12 protein-coding genes are annotated in these 14,934 nt (G+C 34.8%); 7 read left to right on the top strand and 5 right to left on the bottom strand.

Annotated elements, in window-relative coordinates; genetic code table 11:
• Positions 1 to 150: 150 nt before the first annotated feature.
• Positions 151 to 3,471, bottom strand: coding sequence for a glycoside hydrolase family 2 TIM barrel-domain containing protein (locus tag MR053_RS08855; protein ID WP_242132093.1), 3,321 nt, complete (start codon positions 3,469 to 3,471; stop codon positions 151 to 153).
• 323 nt (positions 3,472 to 3,794) lie between these two features.
• Between MR053_RS08855 and MR053_RS08860 the strand changes: the two genes are divergently transcribed.
• Positions 3,795 to 4,118: an EthD family reductase gene (locus tag MR053_RS08860; RefSeq protein WP_223550865.1), complete on the top strand. Its 324-nt coding sequence runs from the start codon at positions 3,795 to 3,797 to the stop codon at positions 4,116 to 4,118.
• A gap of 63 nt (positions 4,119 to 4,181) precedes the next feature.
• The gene (locus tag MR053_RS08865) at positions 4,182 to 4,691 is read left to right on the top strand and encodes a YybH family protein (RefSeq protein ID WP_242132094.1); all 510 of its coding nucleotides are present in this window, start codon (positions 4,182 to 4,184) and stop codon (positions 4,689 to 4,691) included.
• Between the two features lie 51 nt (positions 4,692 to 4,742).
• Here the strand turns inward: MR053_RS08865 and MR053_RS08870 are convergent, their stop codons facing one another.
• Both MR053_RS08870 and MR053_RS08875 read right to left on the bottom strand, forming a co-directional pair.
• A complete protein-coding gene (locus MR053_RS08870) occupies positions 4,743 to 5,690 on the bottom strand; it encodes a phosphoribosylaminoimidazolesuccinocarboxamide synthase (protein WP_242132095.1) in 948 nt (315 codons plus the stop codon).
• A gap of 140 nt (positions 5,691 to 5,830) precedes the next feature.
• A complete protein-coding gene (locus MR053_RS08875; protein WP_242132096.1) occupies positions 5,831 to 6,787 on the bottom strand; it encodes a PhoH family protein in 957 nt (318 codons plus the stop codon).
• A 154-nt stretch (positions 6,788 to 6,941) separates the two neighbouring features.
• Here MR053_RS08875 and MR053_RS08880 point away from each other — a divergent pair, with 154 nt between their 5' ends.
• The 5 genes from MR053_RS08880 (at position 6,942) to dnaN (ending at position 12,247) form a co-directional block, all read left to right on the top strand.
• Positions 6,942 to 7,832, top strand: coding sequence for an SAM hydrolase/SAM-dependent halogenase family protein (locus MR053_RS08880; protein WP_242132097.1), 891 nt, complete (start codon positions 6,942 to 6,944; stop codon positions 7,830 to 7,832).
• Between the two features lie 351 nt (positions 7,833 to 8,183).
• A complete protein-coding gene (gene gldF / locus MR053_RS08885; protein ID WP_242132098.1) occupies positions 8,184 to 8,903 on the top strand; it encodes a gliding motility-associated ABC transporter permease subunit GldF in 720 nt (239 codons plus the stop codon).
• A complete protein-coding gene (locus MR053_RS08890) occupies positions 8,900 to 9,385 on the top strand; it encodes a hypothetical protein (RefSeq protein ID WP_242132099.1) in 486 nt (161 codons plus the stop codon). Before gldF ends, MR053_RS08890 begins: the two co-directional genes overlap by 4 nt.
• Positions 9,378 to 11,045 (top strand): gliding motility-associated ABC transporter substrate-binding protein GldG, encoded by a 1,668-nt coding sequence (gldG, locus tag MR053_RS08895; protein WP_242132100.1) that lies wholly within the window; start codon positions 9,378 to 9,380, stop codon positions 11,043 to 11,045. The genes MR053_RS08890 and gldG overlap by 8 nt, the downstream gene beginning before the upstream one ends.
• An 83-nt stretch (positions 11,046 to 11,128) precedes the next feature.
• A complete protein-coding gene (gene dnaN / locus MR053_RS08900) occupies positions 11,129 to 12,247 on the top strand; it encodes a DNA polymerase III subunit beta (protein ID WP_242132101.1) in 1,119 nt (372 codons plus the stop codon).
• Positions 12,248 to 12,329: 82 nt separating this feature from the next.
• On the opposite strand, the gene MR053_RS08905 is transcribed toward dnaN, so the two are convergent.
• On the bottom strand, positions 12,330 to 12,668 hold the full coding sequence (locus MR053_RS08905) for a DUF4870 domain-containing protein (protein WP_242132102.1): 339 nt from the start codon (positions 12,666 to 12,668) through the stop codon (positions 12,330 to 12,332).
• 148 nt (positions 12,669 to 12,816) lie between these two features.
• Positions 12,817 to 14,850 (bottom strand): FlgO family outer membrane protein, encoded by a 2,034-nt coding sequence (locus MR053_RS08910; RefSeq protein WP_242132103.1) that lies wholly within the window; start codon positions 14,848 to 14,850, stop codon positions 12,817 to 12,819.
• Positions 14,851 to 14,934 lie beyond the last annotated feature (84 nt).

The raw sequence follows: 14,934 nt of genomic DNA on the forward strand, positions 1-14,934 counted from the left end.
ATGATTTTTATCATCAACTAAAAAATAGTTTTTACTTAATGAATGGAAATAAACAATAATGACCTAGAATTATTTTATTTAAAAAACATAAAAAAACCCGATAAAAAATCGGGTTTTTTTATTCAATTTATTGGTTTAGCTTGGTCACAATTATTCTTTTAATTGCTTTGATAGGCTTACAAACATATTGTCATTTCCTTTTTCAAAAGGCACCAATACAAATCCATATGAATGTCTTTGGTTAGCTAATATTTGATATTCCTTTTGGGGTCTAGCCCCCCAACTATCATCACCACCAACACCTCTTTGGCCTAAATCGATATGCAATTCTACCAAATCCCGTTCTAATATATCAATAGTATGTTTGCTTTGGTTAAACTCTGGAATACCGTCTATTCTGTATTCAATATTTGTAGAGGCAGCATCTCCATAATTTAAATCTGAAGACATATCAAAATCTTCAACTGTCATATGCAGGGCACTGATTCCCAAACCTTCTACAATGTTTTTAGCAACAACAAGCAAACCATTATTACTATTATTGGATAATGCTACCCAACGCACATCTGTTTTATACCCATTTTCTTGTGGGCGGATGTATGGTACATATTGATCTTTGACCTTAGAATGGTATAAATCGATAAAAGCTGAAGCTTTTCTGTCTTCATAGTTTTCCCAAGGTCCCCTACCAAAGTAAGATATGTTATCGTATGTTTTAGGTAACTGCATACGCATACCCACTCTAGGAATGTCTGAGTTGTAGTCTGTTGTTTCCAAAGTATTCTCAACCTCAACAATGCCTGTCCCGTGCATACGATAGGTGCTAAAAAATTGTGTATCCACCCCGGGTAATTGATACGTTACATGCAGCGTAACAACATTATTAGCAACTTGATCAACATTAATCTTTGTTACCTTTGAAAACAAAGATGCTTTTTTCCACTCAATGTTGTTTTTATACATTTTATTTCCTGCGTCGTTATCGGTAACGGCTCTCCAAAAATTTGGTTTTGGCCCTTTACCATCTTTCAACAACTCAACACCATTAAACTTATAAGAAGTCAATCTTCCTTCGACGCTACTGAACTGCAAATCACAAACCTCATTAAAAATACGAATGCCATTGTTGTTTTCTTCAACTTTTAAAGCTGGTCCAGAATCGGTTTCCATAGATTGGGTCACATAAACTTGGTCCAAACGTATTTGTTCGTGTGCCACTTGATACCCTTTTGGTAAAAGTCCCCAATCCTGTTTTGTTAGTGCTTTAATCTCTAAAAAATATTCTGTATTTGACTCATAATTTACATCACTTAATGGTACCCTAACAAGCTTACCTGTATGGGTATTAACATCTATGGTTTCAATAGGAATTGTCTTTAATGTTTTACCATCAGCCTTAATGTAAGCAATAAGGTCAAAGTTATTTAAATTGGTAAAATCGTATAGGTTTTCAACCAAAATCCGTAATTCCTTATGCCTATTAATTCCCTTGGGCTTAAAATTAATGAACTCATGGGCCTTTTTAACTTCATATAATCCTGGTTGTGGTGTTCTGTCAGGAAATACAATACCGTTATTTAAAAACGTGTTATCCGTTGGCATGTTTTCACCATAATCACCTCCATAGGCATAATAACGTTGACCTTTGTCATTGGTCTTCCAGATCGACTGGTCTACCCAGTCCCAAATAAATCCTCCTTGTAAGTTTTCGTATTGCTCAATAACATCCCAATAATCTTGAAAATTACCTGTACTGTTACCCATGGCATGGGCATATTCGCTAGGTATAAACGGTCTATCCGTTTTGCTTTTCCCTATAACTTCAAATGTTGCAGGTGATGGATATTGTGGAACAATAATATCGGTATTCCAATCCATATCATATAAGCTACCGTCATAGTCTTTGTATGGGCGTTCATATTGAACGGGTCGCTTTGATTTATCTGCGGCTTTAATGGCTTTGTAGCCTTCAAAAAAATTAATACCATTACCGGCCTCATTACCCATGGACCATATGATAACCGAAGGATGGTTCTTATCACGCTCAACCATACGTACCATTCTATCGACATGTGCTTTTTTCCAATTTTCCTTTTTTGCCAATGAACGGTCTCCATAATACATACCATGAGATTCAATATTGGCTTCATCTACTACATATATACCATGCTGGTCACACAGTTCGTAAAATCGTCGCCCTCTTGGGTAATGGCTCAAACGGACCGCATTTATATTATTTTCCTTCCAAAGAGTAATATCCTTCATAATCATTTCCTCAGACATTATATGTCCGGTTTCAGGATCGGTTTCCTGAGTATTAACCCCCTTTAACGTGATACGTTGACCATTTACTAATAGTAATCCGTTTTTAATTTCTACACTCCTAAAACCTATTTGGCTGGATGTTGTTTCAATAAGAAGTCCTTTTTTATTCTTTAGCTCAATTATTAATGTGTATAAATTAGGATGCTCGGCATTCCAGTGTCTTATATTTCCTATTATGGCTTCAAATGAAACCTTATCGGTTGTATTCTTAGCTATAGCTGCATTTTTACACCCCTGTTGAACCACGTTGTAACCATCTAATATTTTGTATGATATTTCAATTGTTTGATTTTTAGACAAATGGTTTTCAAATACAACATCCAATTCAAATTTGCCATTCTCATAACTTTTATCTAAACCAGAAACTACCTCAAAATCCTTAATACGTAGTTTTGGTTGGGCATAAACAAATACACTGCGTTCTATGCCACTTATTCTCCAAAAATCCTGACACTCGAGATAACTGCCATCGGTCCATCTAAAAATTTGAAGCGCTACAGTGTTTTTTCCAGGTTTTGCAAACTTGGTTATATTAAATTCAGCTGGTAACTTACTACCTTGGGAATAGCCTACATAGTGCCCATTAATCCAAACAAAACCTCCCGATTTCATTGCACCAATGTGCAGAAATATTTCATTACCATCCCAATCTTGTGAAATGGTAAAATCCCTTCTATAAGAACCAACAGGATTATATTCTTGAGGCACCTTCCCTGGATACTTTGGGTAAATTCTGTCTTCAAATTCCATATCACTTGCAACAGGAGCTTTATAATCAGCAAATTCATATTGATGGTTTACATAGATAGGGATACCAAAGCCTTCCACCTCCCAGTTTGAAGGAACTTTTATATCGTCCCAATGACTGACATCTGCTTGTGGTTGCATAAAACTAGAAGGACGGTCTTTTGGTGAACGCACCCAATTAAATTTCCATATACCATCTAAACTAAGCTTGTATTTTGGTGAATTGTTTTGTCTGTCCACTTCAGAGGTAAAAGAAGTAAAAGAGGCGTGTGCATCTACTTTGTTTTCTGAAATAACCGTTTCGTTTCCAATATAATAATCAATGTTTTCGGGATTGTTTTGGGAAATACAATAAGTATTTATTAATGAGCACAGAAGTAAAGTAATTGAGTTTTTCATATATTAAAAAAAGAGCTTAAAAATTTAAATATTTATCCTGACACCAAATATACAATTCTTCTACACTAAGCCATCTACTATTAAATCTATTTTCGACATTAAAATGTTTGCTAAGACCATCTTAAAAAAGAATATCATTTTGAATGATTTAGCTTAGAATCGTAAAAATTATGTCAACAAAATTTAGTATATTTCGAATATCTAAGTTATTCATGCCTTAACAATAGGCCTATCTAATTCCCCTTTTCTTCTTATTGTACTTGCCTTTAAAACGGAGTAGCTGAAAACCGATAAGAGTAGGCATAATTTAAAATCACTAAACAATGAAAAAAGGAACCATTAAAGTAAGTGTATTATATCCTAACGAAACAGGCAAGTCATTTGATATGGATTACTACTGTAATAAACATGTCCCCATGGTTGGAGGGCTTTTAGGCAATGCCTTGATTGGCGCCACTATTGAAGAAGGTGTTTCTGGTGGTGAACCAGAGTCGCCCGCACCTTATGTAGCCATGGGAAACATTTATTTTGAGACTATTGAAAGTTTCCAAAATTCCTTTGGTGCCAATGCCGATAAAATTATGGCAGACATCCCTAACTACACTAATATAGAACCTGTTATTCAAATAAGCGAAGTAAAAATCTAAAACAATATTATTAATGTAGCAGCCGAAAACCACTTAGAGTAGGCATCATTTAAAATCACTAGAATGAAAACACTAAACAACTTTATAATATTTACAACGCTCCTGTTGTTATGTATTACAATAGTGACCGGTTGTAAAAACCAAACCGAAGAAACTAAAGAAGTGACTCCAGAACCTACATTTGACCTGACTATAGCCAAAGCTGAAATTGTAGCAGCGAATAAAACATTTGCTGACCTTTTTGTTGCAAAAGACTCTGCTGGCATAGCCAATTTATACACCCAAGATGCCAAATTTATGATGAACGGAAGTCCAGCAATAGTTGGCAGAGAGCATATTCAGTCAGTTATATCTAGCATCATAAACTCAGGTGTTTCATCTGTCGACTTAATAACTCTTGATGTTTGGGGCACAGAAGACCTTGTTACAGAAGAGGGTGAATTGGCATTATATGTTGGGGAAAATAAGGTCGACGAAGGTAAATATCTCGTACTATGGAAAAAGGTAGATGGTAAATGGTACTTATTTAGGGATATTTTCAATTCTAATTTACCTCCAGCCCAATCTGATTAGTATACATTCGTCATCCTATGTTTATATCCTTTTACAAACATAGGATGACAATTATTTTAAATAGTTGAGTACATTATCTTCAATTCGCTGTTGTATATTGGAGACATCCGCTTTAACAAAGGTTTCACCAGTGATATTTTCATAAAGCTCAATATAACGCTCACTAACAGTTTCAATGTATTCATCACTCATATATGGTACTGTTTGCCCTTCTAAACCTTGAAACCCATTACTAATGAGCCATTGACGCACAAACTCCTTGCTCAACTGTTTTTGGGGCTCTTCTTTTGACTGGCGTTCCTCATAACCGTCTGCATAAAAATATCGTGAGGAGTCTGGCGTATGGATTTCATCTATAAGTACAATTCGTCCATCTTTTGTTTTGCCAAATTCGTATTTGGTATCCACTAAAATCAATCCACGAGATGCAGCTATCTCACTACCTCGCTTAAACAATTTACGTGTATAATCCTCTAAAACATTATAATCGGCTTCGCTAACAATACCTCTTTTTAAAATATCTTCCCGTGAAATGTCCTCATCATGATCTCCTTTTTCGGCTTTAGTGGCAGGAGTTATAATGGGCTCTAGAAAAGCATCGTTCTCTTTCATGCCTTCAGGCATAGGTACACCACATAACAAACGCTTGCCCGCCTTATATTCACGGGCGGCATGCCCCGACATATAACCACGAATTACCATTTCAACCTTAAAGGGTTCACACAATTCCCCTATAGCTACGTTAGGATCTGGAGAAGCGGTTAACCAATTAGGCACCAAATCTTCTGTTGCAGCCATCATTTTAGTGGCAATTTGATTTAGTATCTGTCCCTTATAGGGAATGCCTTTGGGCATAACCACATCGAAAGCCGAAAGCCTATCGGTGGCAATCATCACCAATTGCTCATCATTAATATTATATACTTCGCGCACTTTGCCTTTATAAACACTTTTCTGCCCTGGAAAGTTAAAATTGGTGTCTGTAATGGTATTACTCATTTTTAGTTTATTCTTTATGAGTTGATTATTTATTCATTTAATAAAATCCTAGCCCAAATTAAAGCGGTAAACCCTGAATGGAAACCGAGATTCTCGAAAGTCCTTGAGGAATACAGCAGTAAGCTGGAATAGCAACTAAGCTAAGACTCCCTATTTTCAATACTTTTATAGGCTTCTATAACCTTTTTAACTAGTTTATGTCGAATCACATCTTTGTCGTCTAAAAATACCATTCCTACTCCTTCTACATTTTTTAAAATTAACAAGGCTTCCTTTAATCCAGAAATAGTACGTCGTGGTAAATCTATTTGTCCTGGGTCACCTGTTAATAAAAACTTGGCATTTTTTCCCATACGGGTTAAAAACATCTTCATTTGTGCATGGGTAGTGTTTTGTCCTTCGTCCAATATCACAAAAGCATTATCTAAAGTACGCCCTCGCATAAAGGCCAATGGTGCAATTTGAATAGTACCACTCTCTATATAATGCGCCAATTTTTCTGGCGCGATCATATCGCGCAAAGCATCATAAAGCGGCTGCATATAAGGATCCAACTTTTCCTTTAAGTCCCCTGGAAGGAACCCAAGGTTTTCACCAGCCTCAACAGCAGGTCGTGTTAAAATAATACGCTTGACTGCTTTACTTTTTAATGCTTGAACAGCCAATGCTATGCCCGTATAGGTTTTACCCGTCCCTGCTGGGCCAATGGCAAAAACCATATCATTTTTACGCATACTCTCTACCAATTTGCGTTGGTTGGCAGTTTGTGCTTTTATTATCCTACCACTTACGCCATGAACAATGACTTCACCACTTTCCTGCGATGTATTATAATCATCACTACTAGTACTCGTTAGCACGCGCTCAATAACATTTTCATCAAGTTTATTGTATTTAGCAAAATGCTTTAGAAGCATCGTTATTCGATGATCGAATTCCTCCAGTAATTCTTCATCACCAAAAGCTTTAATCTTATTTCCACGTGCTACGATTTTTAGTTTTGGAAAGTATTTTTTTAATAATTCAATATTGGTGTTGTGAGCTCCAAAAAACTCCTTTGGAGTAATCTCTTCAAGTTCGATTATAATTTCGTTCAAAGGCTAGAATTTTGTTTATAATTTTATCCAACATCAATAAAAAACATGATTACTAGACAAAATGATTTATTAGTTTTGCATATATAGGTTGTAAAGCTCAAAAATACATAAATTTGGGTGACCTAATACTAAAAACATATCAACAATTTTGCCGATGGCGATAATAACATTAACCACTGATTTTGGTGAAAAAGATCACTTTGCTGGCGCGACAAAAGGCGCTATTTATAGTGAACTCCCCAATGTTAAGATTGTTGATATCTCACATTCTGTTTCTCCATTTAATATTCCGGAAGCAGCATATATTATACAAAATGCCTACAGCAGTTTTCCAAAAGGCACCATACATATTATTGGAATTGATTCTGAAATTAATCCTGATAACAAACATGTTGCCTTAAAGTTGGACGATCATTTTTTTATTTGTGCCAACAACGGTATTCTAAGCATGATATGTTCAGAAATTGCTCCAGAAAAAATTGTTGAAATAAACATTCACGATAAAATTCAAACCAGTTTTCCTGTATTGGATGTGTTCGTAAAAGTGGCTTGCCATATAGCAAGAGGAGGAACTCTGGAGGTTATTGGAAAACCCATTACCGATATTAAACCAATTAAAAACATAGTCCCGTACGTAAATGACGATAAAAACCAAATTATAGGCAGTATAATTTACATAGATAATTATGGCAATGTGATCACTAATATTAAACGTACTTTTTTTGAAGGTATACAAAAGGGTCGTGAATTTGAAATTTCTGCTCGTAACCACAAATTCAAAAAAGTACATAACAAATACAGTGATATTGTAAATTTTGATATTCCAGAAGATAAACGCCATGATGAAGGCAGGGGATTGGTAGTCTTTAATTCGGGAAATTTTTTAGAGATTGCCGTATATAAAAGCAACTCTCAAACCGTTGGTAGCGCCTCTACCCTTATGGGTTTAAAGTTGATGGACACAGTTAGTGTTAATTTTATTAAGAAAAGTGTCGAAATTTTCCCTGAACGTCCACTGAAAACTGAGCTAAATGAAAACATATAACTCTTATTATTGTTAAAACTAATTTTTTAGCTAAAAAAACATTAACAGCATTAAAATCGTTTTTAATCTAAAAATCAAGATATTAGTACTTTTATAGCTCAACCTTTTTTTGATTTAGATATAGACCTAAATAACCCCAATATATTTTATATATTGCTTTTAGAATGATTAAACGGTATTGGAACAATTCCACTAATCGAAATTATTAAAAACGTTGTGAACAAGTTAAAATTATGGAGCGAAGACGAAATTACTACGCTTAATTAGAAAACAAAAATCGCTATTAAACAGTAAAATTTTTATATTCGTGGATTAATATTGTGAGACCGGGATTGCTAATCAAAAAAAATAATGTACGCCATACTTAAAAAAGAAATAAACTCATTTTTTGCATCACCTATAGGCTATTTGGTTATTGCGGTTTTCCTGTTATTGAATGGTCTATTTTTATGGTTATTTAAAGGAGAATTCAATATTTTGGATTATGGCTTTGCAGATCTTTCTTCTTTTTTTATGCTAGCACCCTGGATATTGATTTTCTTAATTCCAGCAGTAACCATGCGGAGCTTTTCCGATGAAAAAAAGCAAGGCACATTAGAGCTTTTACTAACCAAACCCATTTCCCTCATCAATATTGTTTTAGGTAAATATTTAGGGGCTTTAATTTTAATAGTAATCTCCCTTTTACCAACATTGCTTTATGTTTATTCAGTTTATGAACTGGGAAATCCGGTTGGAAATCTAGATATTGGAAGTACTATGGGCTCCTATTTTGGATTACTTTTTCTTGTTGCTGCTTATACGGCTATTGGCGTGTTTAGCTCTACACTGTCAGATAACCAAATAGTGGCTTTTATAACTTCTGTTTTTATTTGCTTGGTATTTTATGTTGGATTTGAAGGCATCGCCGATTTTACATCAAGTACCTTTACAGATCAATTGGGTATGAGTTATCATTTTAAAAGTATGGGACGTGGTGTGTTAGACACTCGTGACATTATCTATTTTTTAAGCCTAAGTATATTTTTTATTGTTTTGACCAAAATCAACCTTAGCAAAATCAAATTATGATTCTAACACCTGCTTTTATTATTTTAATAAGCTTAATCTTTATTTTAGTTTGGCTATTTGCCAGAAGCATAGATAAACGCAAATGGGTGGTTTTGTTAATTACAATCGCTGCAACACCCGTGGTTTACTTTTATATATTTTATCCATTTATAAATATATTCACTAATTTTCACCATAAAAAGTATTTTAATGCAGATGCTTGGGAGGCCAAACCAGCATTACGCTACGAGATGAGTGAAAACATAATACATTCAAATTTACTGGATGGCAAAAGTAAAACAGACGTAGAATACTTATTGGGAAAAAGTAATTGGTACAGCTGGGATGATTCCTTAAAAATGAATTCGCCTGATAAGTGGAATTATAATTTGGGTATGAAGCCCGGTGCCTTTAACAGAAATAAGGAATGTTTGGAAATAGAATTTAAAAACAACCTTGTTAAACGTGTTACGCAATATCAGTTTGAAGAAACCTTTGAATAAAAACCTAAAACATATTGTCCTATTATTAATCGTTATTATTGCTATTAACTATATAAGCAGTACGATTTATAAGCGTTTCGATTTAACTCAGGATTCAAGGTACACCCTTAGCGAGGCCACACTTAACATTATTAGTAATGTTGAATCACCCATTGAAATCGATATCTTTTTGGATGGTAACGATTTTCCTTCAGAATTTAGGCGCTTACAAAATGAAACACAACAACTACTCGAAGAGTTTTCAGCAAAAAACAAAAATATTATTTTTAAGTTTATCGATCCACTTGAAAACGAAACCAACAGAGATCAAAATATCCAAGCCCTTACCCAACGTGGATTGACTCCTATGCAATTAAGCGTACAGGAAAACGGGAAAGCTTCACAAGCTATTATTTTTCCATGGGCATTGGCCAGTTATAATGGAATAACCGTAAGCATTCCTTTAATAAAGAATAAAATTGGAGCTTCACAACAAGAGTTGGTTAGTGGTTCGGTTCAACATTTAGAATATGCCTTCGCCGATGGCTTTAGCAAGCTAACACAGCCTAAACATCTTAAAATAGCCATTTTAAAGGGCAACGGACAATTAAAAGATCAATATATCGCGGACTTTGCCAAAAAGCTAGGGGAATACTATTACCTCGCCAAATTTACTTTAGACAGTGTGGCATCGAACCCACAAAAAACACTAAAGGATTTGGAAACGTTCGACCTAATAATCAATGCCAAACCTACTGAAGCGTTTACAGAAGAAGAAAAACTGGTTTTGGACCAATATACCATGAACGGAGGCAAAAGCCTTTGGCTTATAGATGCTATAGCTATAGAAAAGGATAGTTTAATGAACGATAGCGGAAGCAACTTCGCTGTAGGAAGGGATTTAAACCTTACCGATTTTCTTTTTAAGTACGGCGTACGCATAAACCCTATAATTGTTAGTGACCTATACTCGTCCCGAATTATGTTGGCAACGGGAAGTGGTAACGATACACAATTTCTACCTCTACAATGGACCTACTCACCTCTCGCAGCTGCAAATCCCAACCATCCAATTACCAATAATTTAAACTTGGTTAAGTTCGATTTTGCTAATCAGATAGACACTTTGAAAAATAATGTAAATAAGACCATTTTATTACAAACTTCAAAGTTTACACGATTGGAAGGTGTTCCAAAGGAAATTAGTTTAGAAAAAGCTACTCAAAAGCCAGACCCTTCTTTATATAACAAGGGCAATCAAAACCTTGCCGTACTTTTAGAAGGGAAGTTTACCTCAGTTTATAATAATCGCATCAAGCCCTTTAAAATTAGTGAAGAAAAATCCAATAGTATCGCAACCAAAATGATTGTTATTGCCGATGGCGATGTTATAAAAAATGAAATTGACCGAAATGGTCCTTTGGCTTTGGATTTTGACCGTTCCAGTAACCAAACCGTAGGTAACAAGGAATTTTTATTGAATGCTGTAAATTACTTATTGGATGATGACGGACTTATAAACATTCGAACTAAGGAAATAGCCGTTTCATTCCTGGATCATGAAAAAATAGCCAAAGAAAAAACCAAGTGGCAACTCTTGAACATCGTATTACCATTGGTCTTATTGGCTATATTTGGTTTTGCTTTTAATTACTTCAGAAAGAAAAAGTATATGGCTTGAATGTTGATAAGTTTGTTTCCAATATTAGACGGTATCGAATATATTTGTAGATAGCTTTTAAAATTAAAATATCTTATATATAAATGAAATTTATTGTATCTAGCACCTATTTGTTAAAGCAATTACAAACCTTAGGTGGTGTAATCAACAACTCAAATACCTTACCTATTTTAGACAACTTCCTGTTTGAATTGGAACAATCCAAACTTACGGTTTCGGCTAGTGATTTAGAAACAACAATGTCCTCTACCCTAGATGTGGAAAGTGATAGCAAAGGTAGTATAGCCATTCCAGCACGTTTGCTTTTAGATACCTTAAAAACCTTTCCAGAACAGCCTTTAACCTTTATTGTAGAGGACAATAATACTATTGAAATTAGTTCCAGTCATGGCAAGTATGCATTGGCCTATGCAGATGGCAATGAGTTTCCAAAAGCCATTTCATTAGAAGACGCCAGTAAGACTTTGGTATTGGGTGATGTATTGGCTACGGCAATAAGTAAAACCATTTTTGCTGCTGGAAATGACGATTTACGGCCAGTAATGAGTGGTGTCTTTTTCCAATTTTCAACCCAAGGGCTGACCTTTGTGGCTACAGATGCCCATAAGTTGGTAAAATATACTCGTGAAGATATTAGGGCTAATCAGGTAGCTGAGTTTATTATGCCTAAAAAACCCCTAAATCTTTTAAAAGGTATTTTGGCAGGTAGTGAAGAAGAAGTAACCATTGAATATAACGATTCGAATGCTAAATTCACTTTCGAAAACTCAGAATTAATATGTCGTTTAATTGATGGTAAATATCCTAATTATGAAGCTGTTATTCCAAGAGAAAACCCAAATAAATTAACCATTGCACGCAACCAATTTTTAAATTCTGTGCGTAGAGTTAGTATTTTCTCTAACAAGACCACACACCAAATCCGATTAAAAATTGCTGGTGCAGAACTTAATATTTCTGCAGAAGATATTGATTACAGCAATAAAGCAGAGGAACGCCTTACTTGCGATTACCAAGGAGACGATATGCAAATTGGATTTAATTCCAGATTTTTGACGGAAATGTTAAACAATTTAAATTCCAACGATGTACAGTTGGAAATGAGCTTACCCAACAGGGCTGGTATTTTAACACCAATTGATGGACTGGATGAAGGTGAACTAATAACCATGTTGGTAATGCCCGTAATGCTGAATTCATAGAAAAGTTTATCCTAATCTATTAATGTTAATAAAAAACGCTCACCTTTAGTGAGCGTTTTTGCTTATCTCATACTAACTAAAACTAACTAATAAAATTAAGAGACAAGGGGTATGTTGGTGTTTCTCCTTTACTTGCTTTTAAGGCATTGACTATTGGAAACACAACAGATATTATTCCTAAAACTATAAGTCCTACAATACCCAAACCTAAAAATAAAATTAACGGGATGCATAATAAGCAGTACACTATTAAACTTAATTGAAAGTTTATTATGTTTTTACCGTGCGTATCCATTTGATATATCTTTTCCTTTTGTGTTAGCCACAAAATTAAAGGCAATAACAGGCTACCAAAACCTATGACTAATGTAATTAATTGGCTTAAATGGGTTATAACTATAAGTTGATTATCTTCTCTCATGATACTTTATTTTGATTGACACTTATATGACGCAACCCTTGATAGATTGTTACAAAAAAATAAATATTTCTGAAGATTATAATCCAATTTGGAAACAGATATTAGATTTTGATTGTTGAATTGAATTCAGCATGAAGAACCACCAAACTTAAGGTGTCTTACTCAACAAGGCTTGAAACCTTGGTTCATCTTTTAAAGAGTGAAATTTAATATCCTGCGCTAATCCCCAAAAGAAAAGTCCTTGACCACCAACTTCATAATCTTTTTCCAACCAGTTTAAGGCGTTATCAACATCGCCTAAACCCATATAAATCGTTGCAATCATATATGGAGGCACATACGTTAATTCATTCTTATTCAATTGGTATTCCAATATTTTTTGAGCCTTTTCGGTTTCTCCTATCATACCATAGCAATAACCCAGCATCCAATTGGTATGGGATGCCACACTACGTGAGGTGTAAAGTTGTATCGCCTCATCATATTTACCCAAAGCAGAAAGGTTTGAGGCTTTCATCCAAATTAACATATTGTCGTTTGGAAATCGCTTTAGGGATTCGTCCATTAAGTTGACAGCCTTTTGGTATTCTCCTAAATAATAATAAGTCTGCGCCATATCTCCTATATACTTCGTCGATAAGGGATCCAATTTTAGCACCTTATTAAAGTTTTCTTCCATTAACTCCAAATTACCTTCGAAAGTGTATATCCAAGCTAATTTGTTATAGGCTCCCACATAACTAGGGTTTATTTCAATAGCTTTTTTTAAGTAAAGTAGAGCGGTTTCTTTTTCATATTTGTAATAGCTAATAGCTCCTAAAGCTCCAAAAGTACCACCGTCGTTAGAGTTAATGGCCAATGCTTTTAAAGCTGGTGTTGAGGCCAATTCCACCATTTTTTTTGGTGATTCCCTTCCCCAAAAAATATATTCCAAATAGGTTTCTGCTACACCAACATAGGCCCTACAGAACTGTGGATCTATATCTATTGCCTTTTTAAATAAGTCTTCCGCTTTTTTCAATTCCTCAACTTTACCGCCCCCTCTATGTAAAAATTTTTGAGCCTCCTTAAAAACGGCATATGCTTCAGGATTATTTGTTGGTTCGTTATTTAAACGCAACTGCTCTGTATCACTCAATGTTATTTTTAACGCATTGGCTATATCTCTGGAAACGTCACTCTGAATTTTAAATATCTGAACCAAGGTATTATCATAATTTTCAGCCCATAAGTTTTTGTTACTGGAAGCATCGACCAAATTAGCATTAATACGTACCTGGTTTCGATCTACCCTTACACTGCCTTCCAATATATAATTAACCCCTAATTCCTTGGCTATATCCTTAAGCGGTTTATCTGTATCCTTATAATGCATTGCCGAAGCCCTTGAAATTACTTGAATGTGCTGAATTTTAGATAAATGTGTTATTAAATCCTCTGTTATACCATCGGCAAAGCTATCCGATTCATTATCATTATTCATATCATTAAAAGGAAGCACTGCCAATGTTGGTTCCTTTAACTCGTATACCGCACCCCTATTCATAATAAAATAGGTAAGCACCAAAATGGTTAACGATAAAACACCAAGGGCATAAAGGCTTTTTTTTCGGTAGTTTTTATAAATTTCATCATCTTTGGGTTTCGTTTTTCCTTCAAGTTTATTTTTATCTGGAACAACCAGATTGTTATTGGTCACTGCGAAAATAGGAATAACCTTATTGACATTCTTAAAATCGACAGCATCAATAAATTGAGTAGAAATGTCTTTTTGATTTCTAATTTGGTCATTTACCCTGTCTGAAATCAAAATACTTCCAGGAACAGCTAAAGACTCTATTCTTGAGGCAATATTAACCGCATCTCCAATTATGTCCGACTCCGTTCTAATGATATCTCCAACGTGAACCCCAATCCTAACAGGTATAGCGGGTGCTTCCTGAAAGGCTTTCTGCATTTCAATACCACATTTAATGGCTTCAACAGAGCTTCTAAAGGTACTTAAAGCACCATCACCATAATATTGAATGAGCTCTCCATTATAGCGTGCGGTAACATTATTGAATATCTCTCGGTGCTTCTTTCTTATAAGTATGGCCTCTTCCTCATCGTTTTGCATTAAGGACGTATAACCTTCTATATCAGTAAACATAATTGCAACGAGTTGTCTGTGCTGTGACATAAATACAATTGAGTTTAAGAACTAAATTAGTCATTTATCTTTAAAAAGCATGCATTTAAAGATCTCAAAGTATTAAATACATAT

Source organism: Aestuariivivens marinum (assembly GCF_022662175.1).
In the GTDB taxonomy this organism is placed as follows: domain Bacteria; phylum Bacteroidota; class Bacteroidia; order Flavobacteriales; family Flavobacteriaceae; genus Aestuariivivens; species Aestuariivivens marinum.

Bases quoted from the DNA above. Each gene is read 5' to 3' on its own strand.
- MR053_RS08855 (WP_242132093.1), bottom strand. From the start codon at position 3,471: ATGAAAAACTCAATTACTTTACTTCTGTGCTCATTAATAAATACTTAT.
- MR053_RS08860 (WP_223550865.1), top strand. From the start codon at position 3,795: ATGAAAAAAGGAACCATTAAAGTAAGTGTATTATATCCTAACGAAACA.
- MR053_RS08865 (WP_242132094.1), top strand. From the start codon at position 4,182: ATGAAAACACTAAACAACTTTATAATATTTACAACGCTCCTGTTGTTA.
- MR053_RS08870 (WP_242132095.1), bottom strand. From the start codon at position 5,690: ATGAGTAATACCATTACAGACACCAATTTTAACTTTCCAGGGCAGAAA.
- MR053_RS08880 (WP_242132097.1), top strand. From the start codon at position 6,942: ATGGCGATAATAACATTAACCACTGATTTTGGTGAAAAAGATCACTTT.
- gldF (WP_242132098.1), top strand. From the start codon at position 8,184: ATGTACGCCATACTTAAAAAAGAAATAAACTCATTTTTTGCATCACCT.
- MR053_RS08890 (WP_242132099.1), top strand. From the start codon at position 8,900: ATGATTCTAACACCTGCTTTTATTATTTTAATAAGCTTAATCTTTATT.
- dnaN (WP_242132101.1), top strand. From the start codon at position 11,129: ATGAAATTTATTGTATCTAGCACCTATTTGTTAAAGCAATTACAAACC.
- MR053_RS08905 (WP_242132102.1), bottom strand. From the start codon at position 12,668: ATGAGAGAAGATAATCAACTTATAGTTATAACCCATTTAAGCCAATTA.
- MR053_RS08910 (WP_242132103.1), bottom strand. From the start codon at position 14,850: ATGTCACAGCACAGACAACTCGTTGCAATTATGTTTACTGATATAGAA.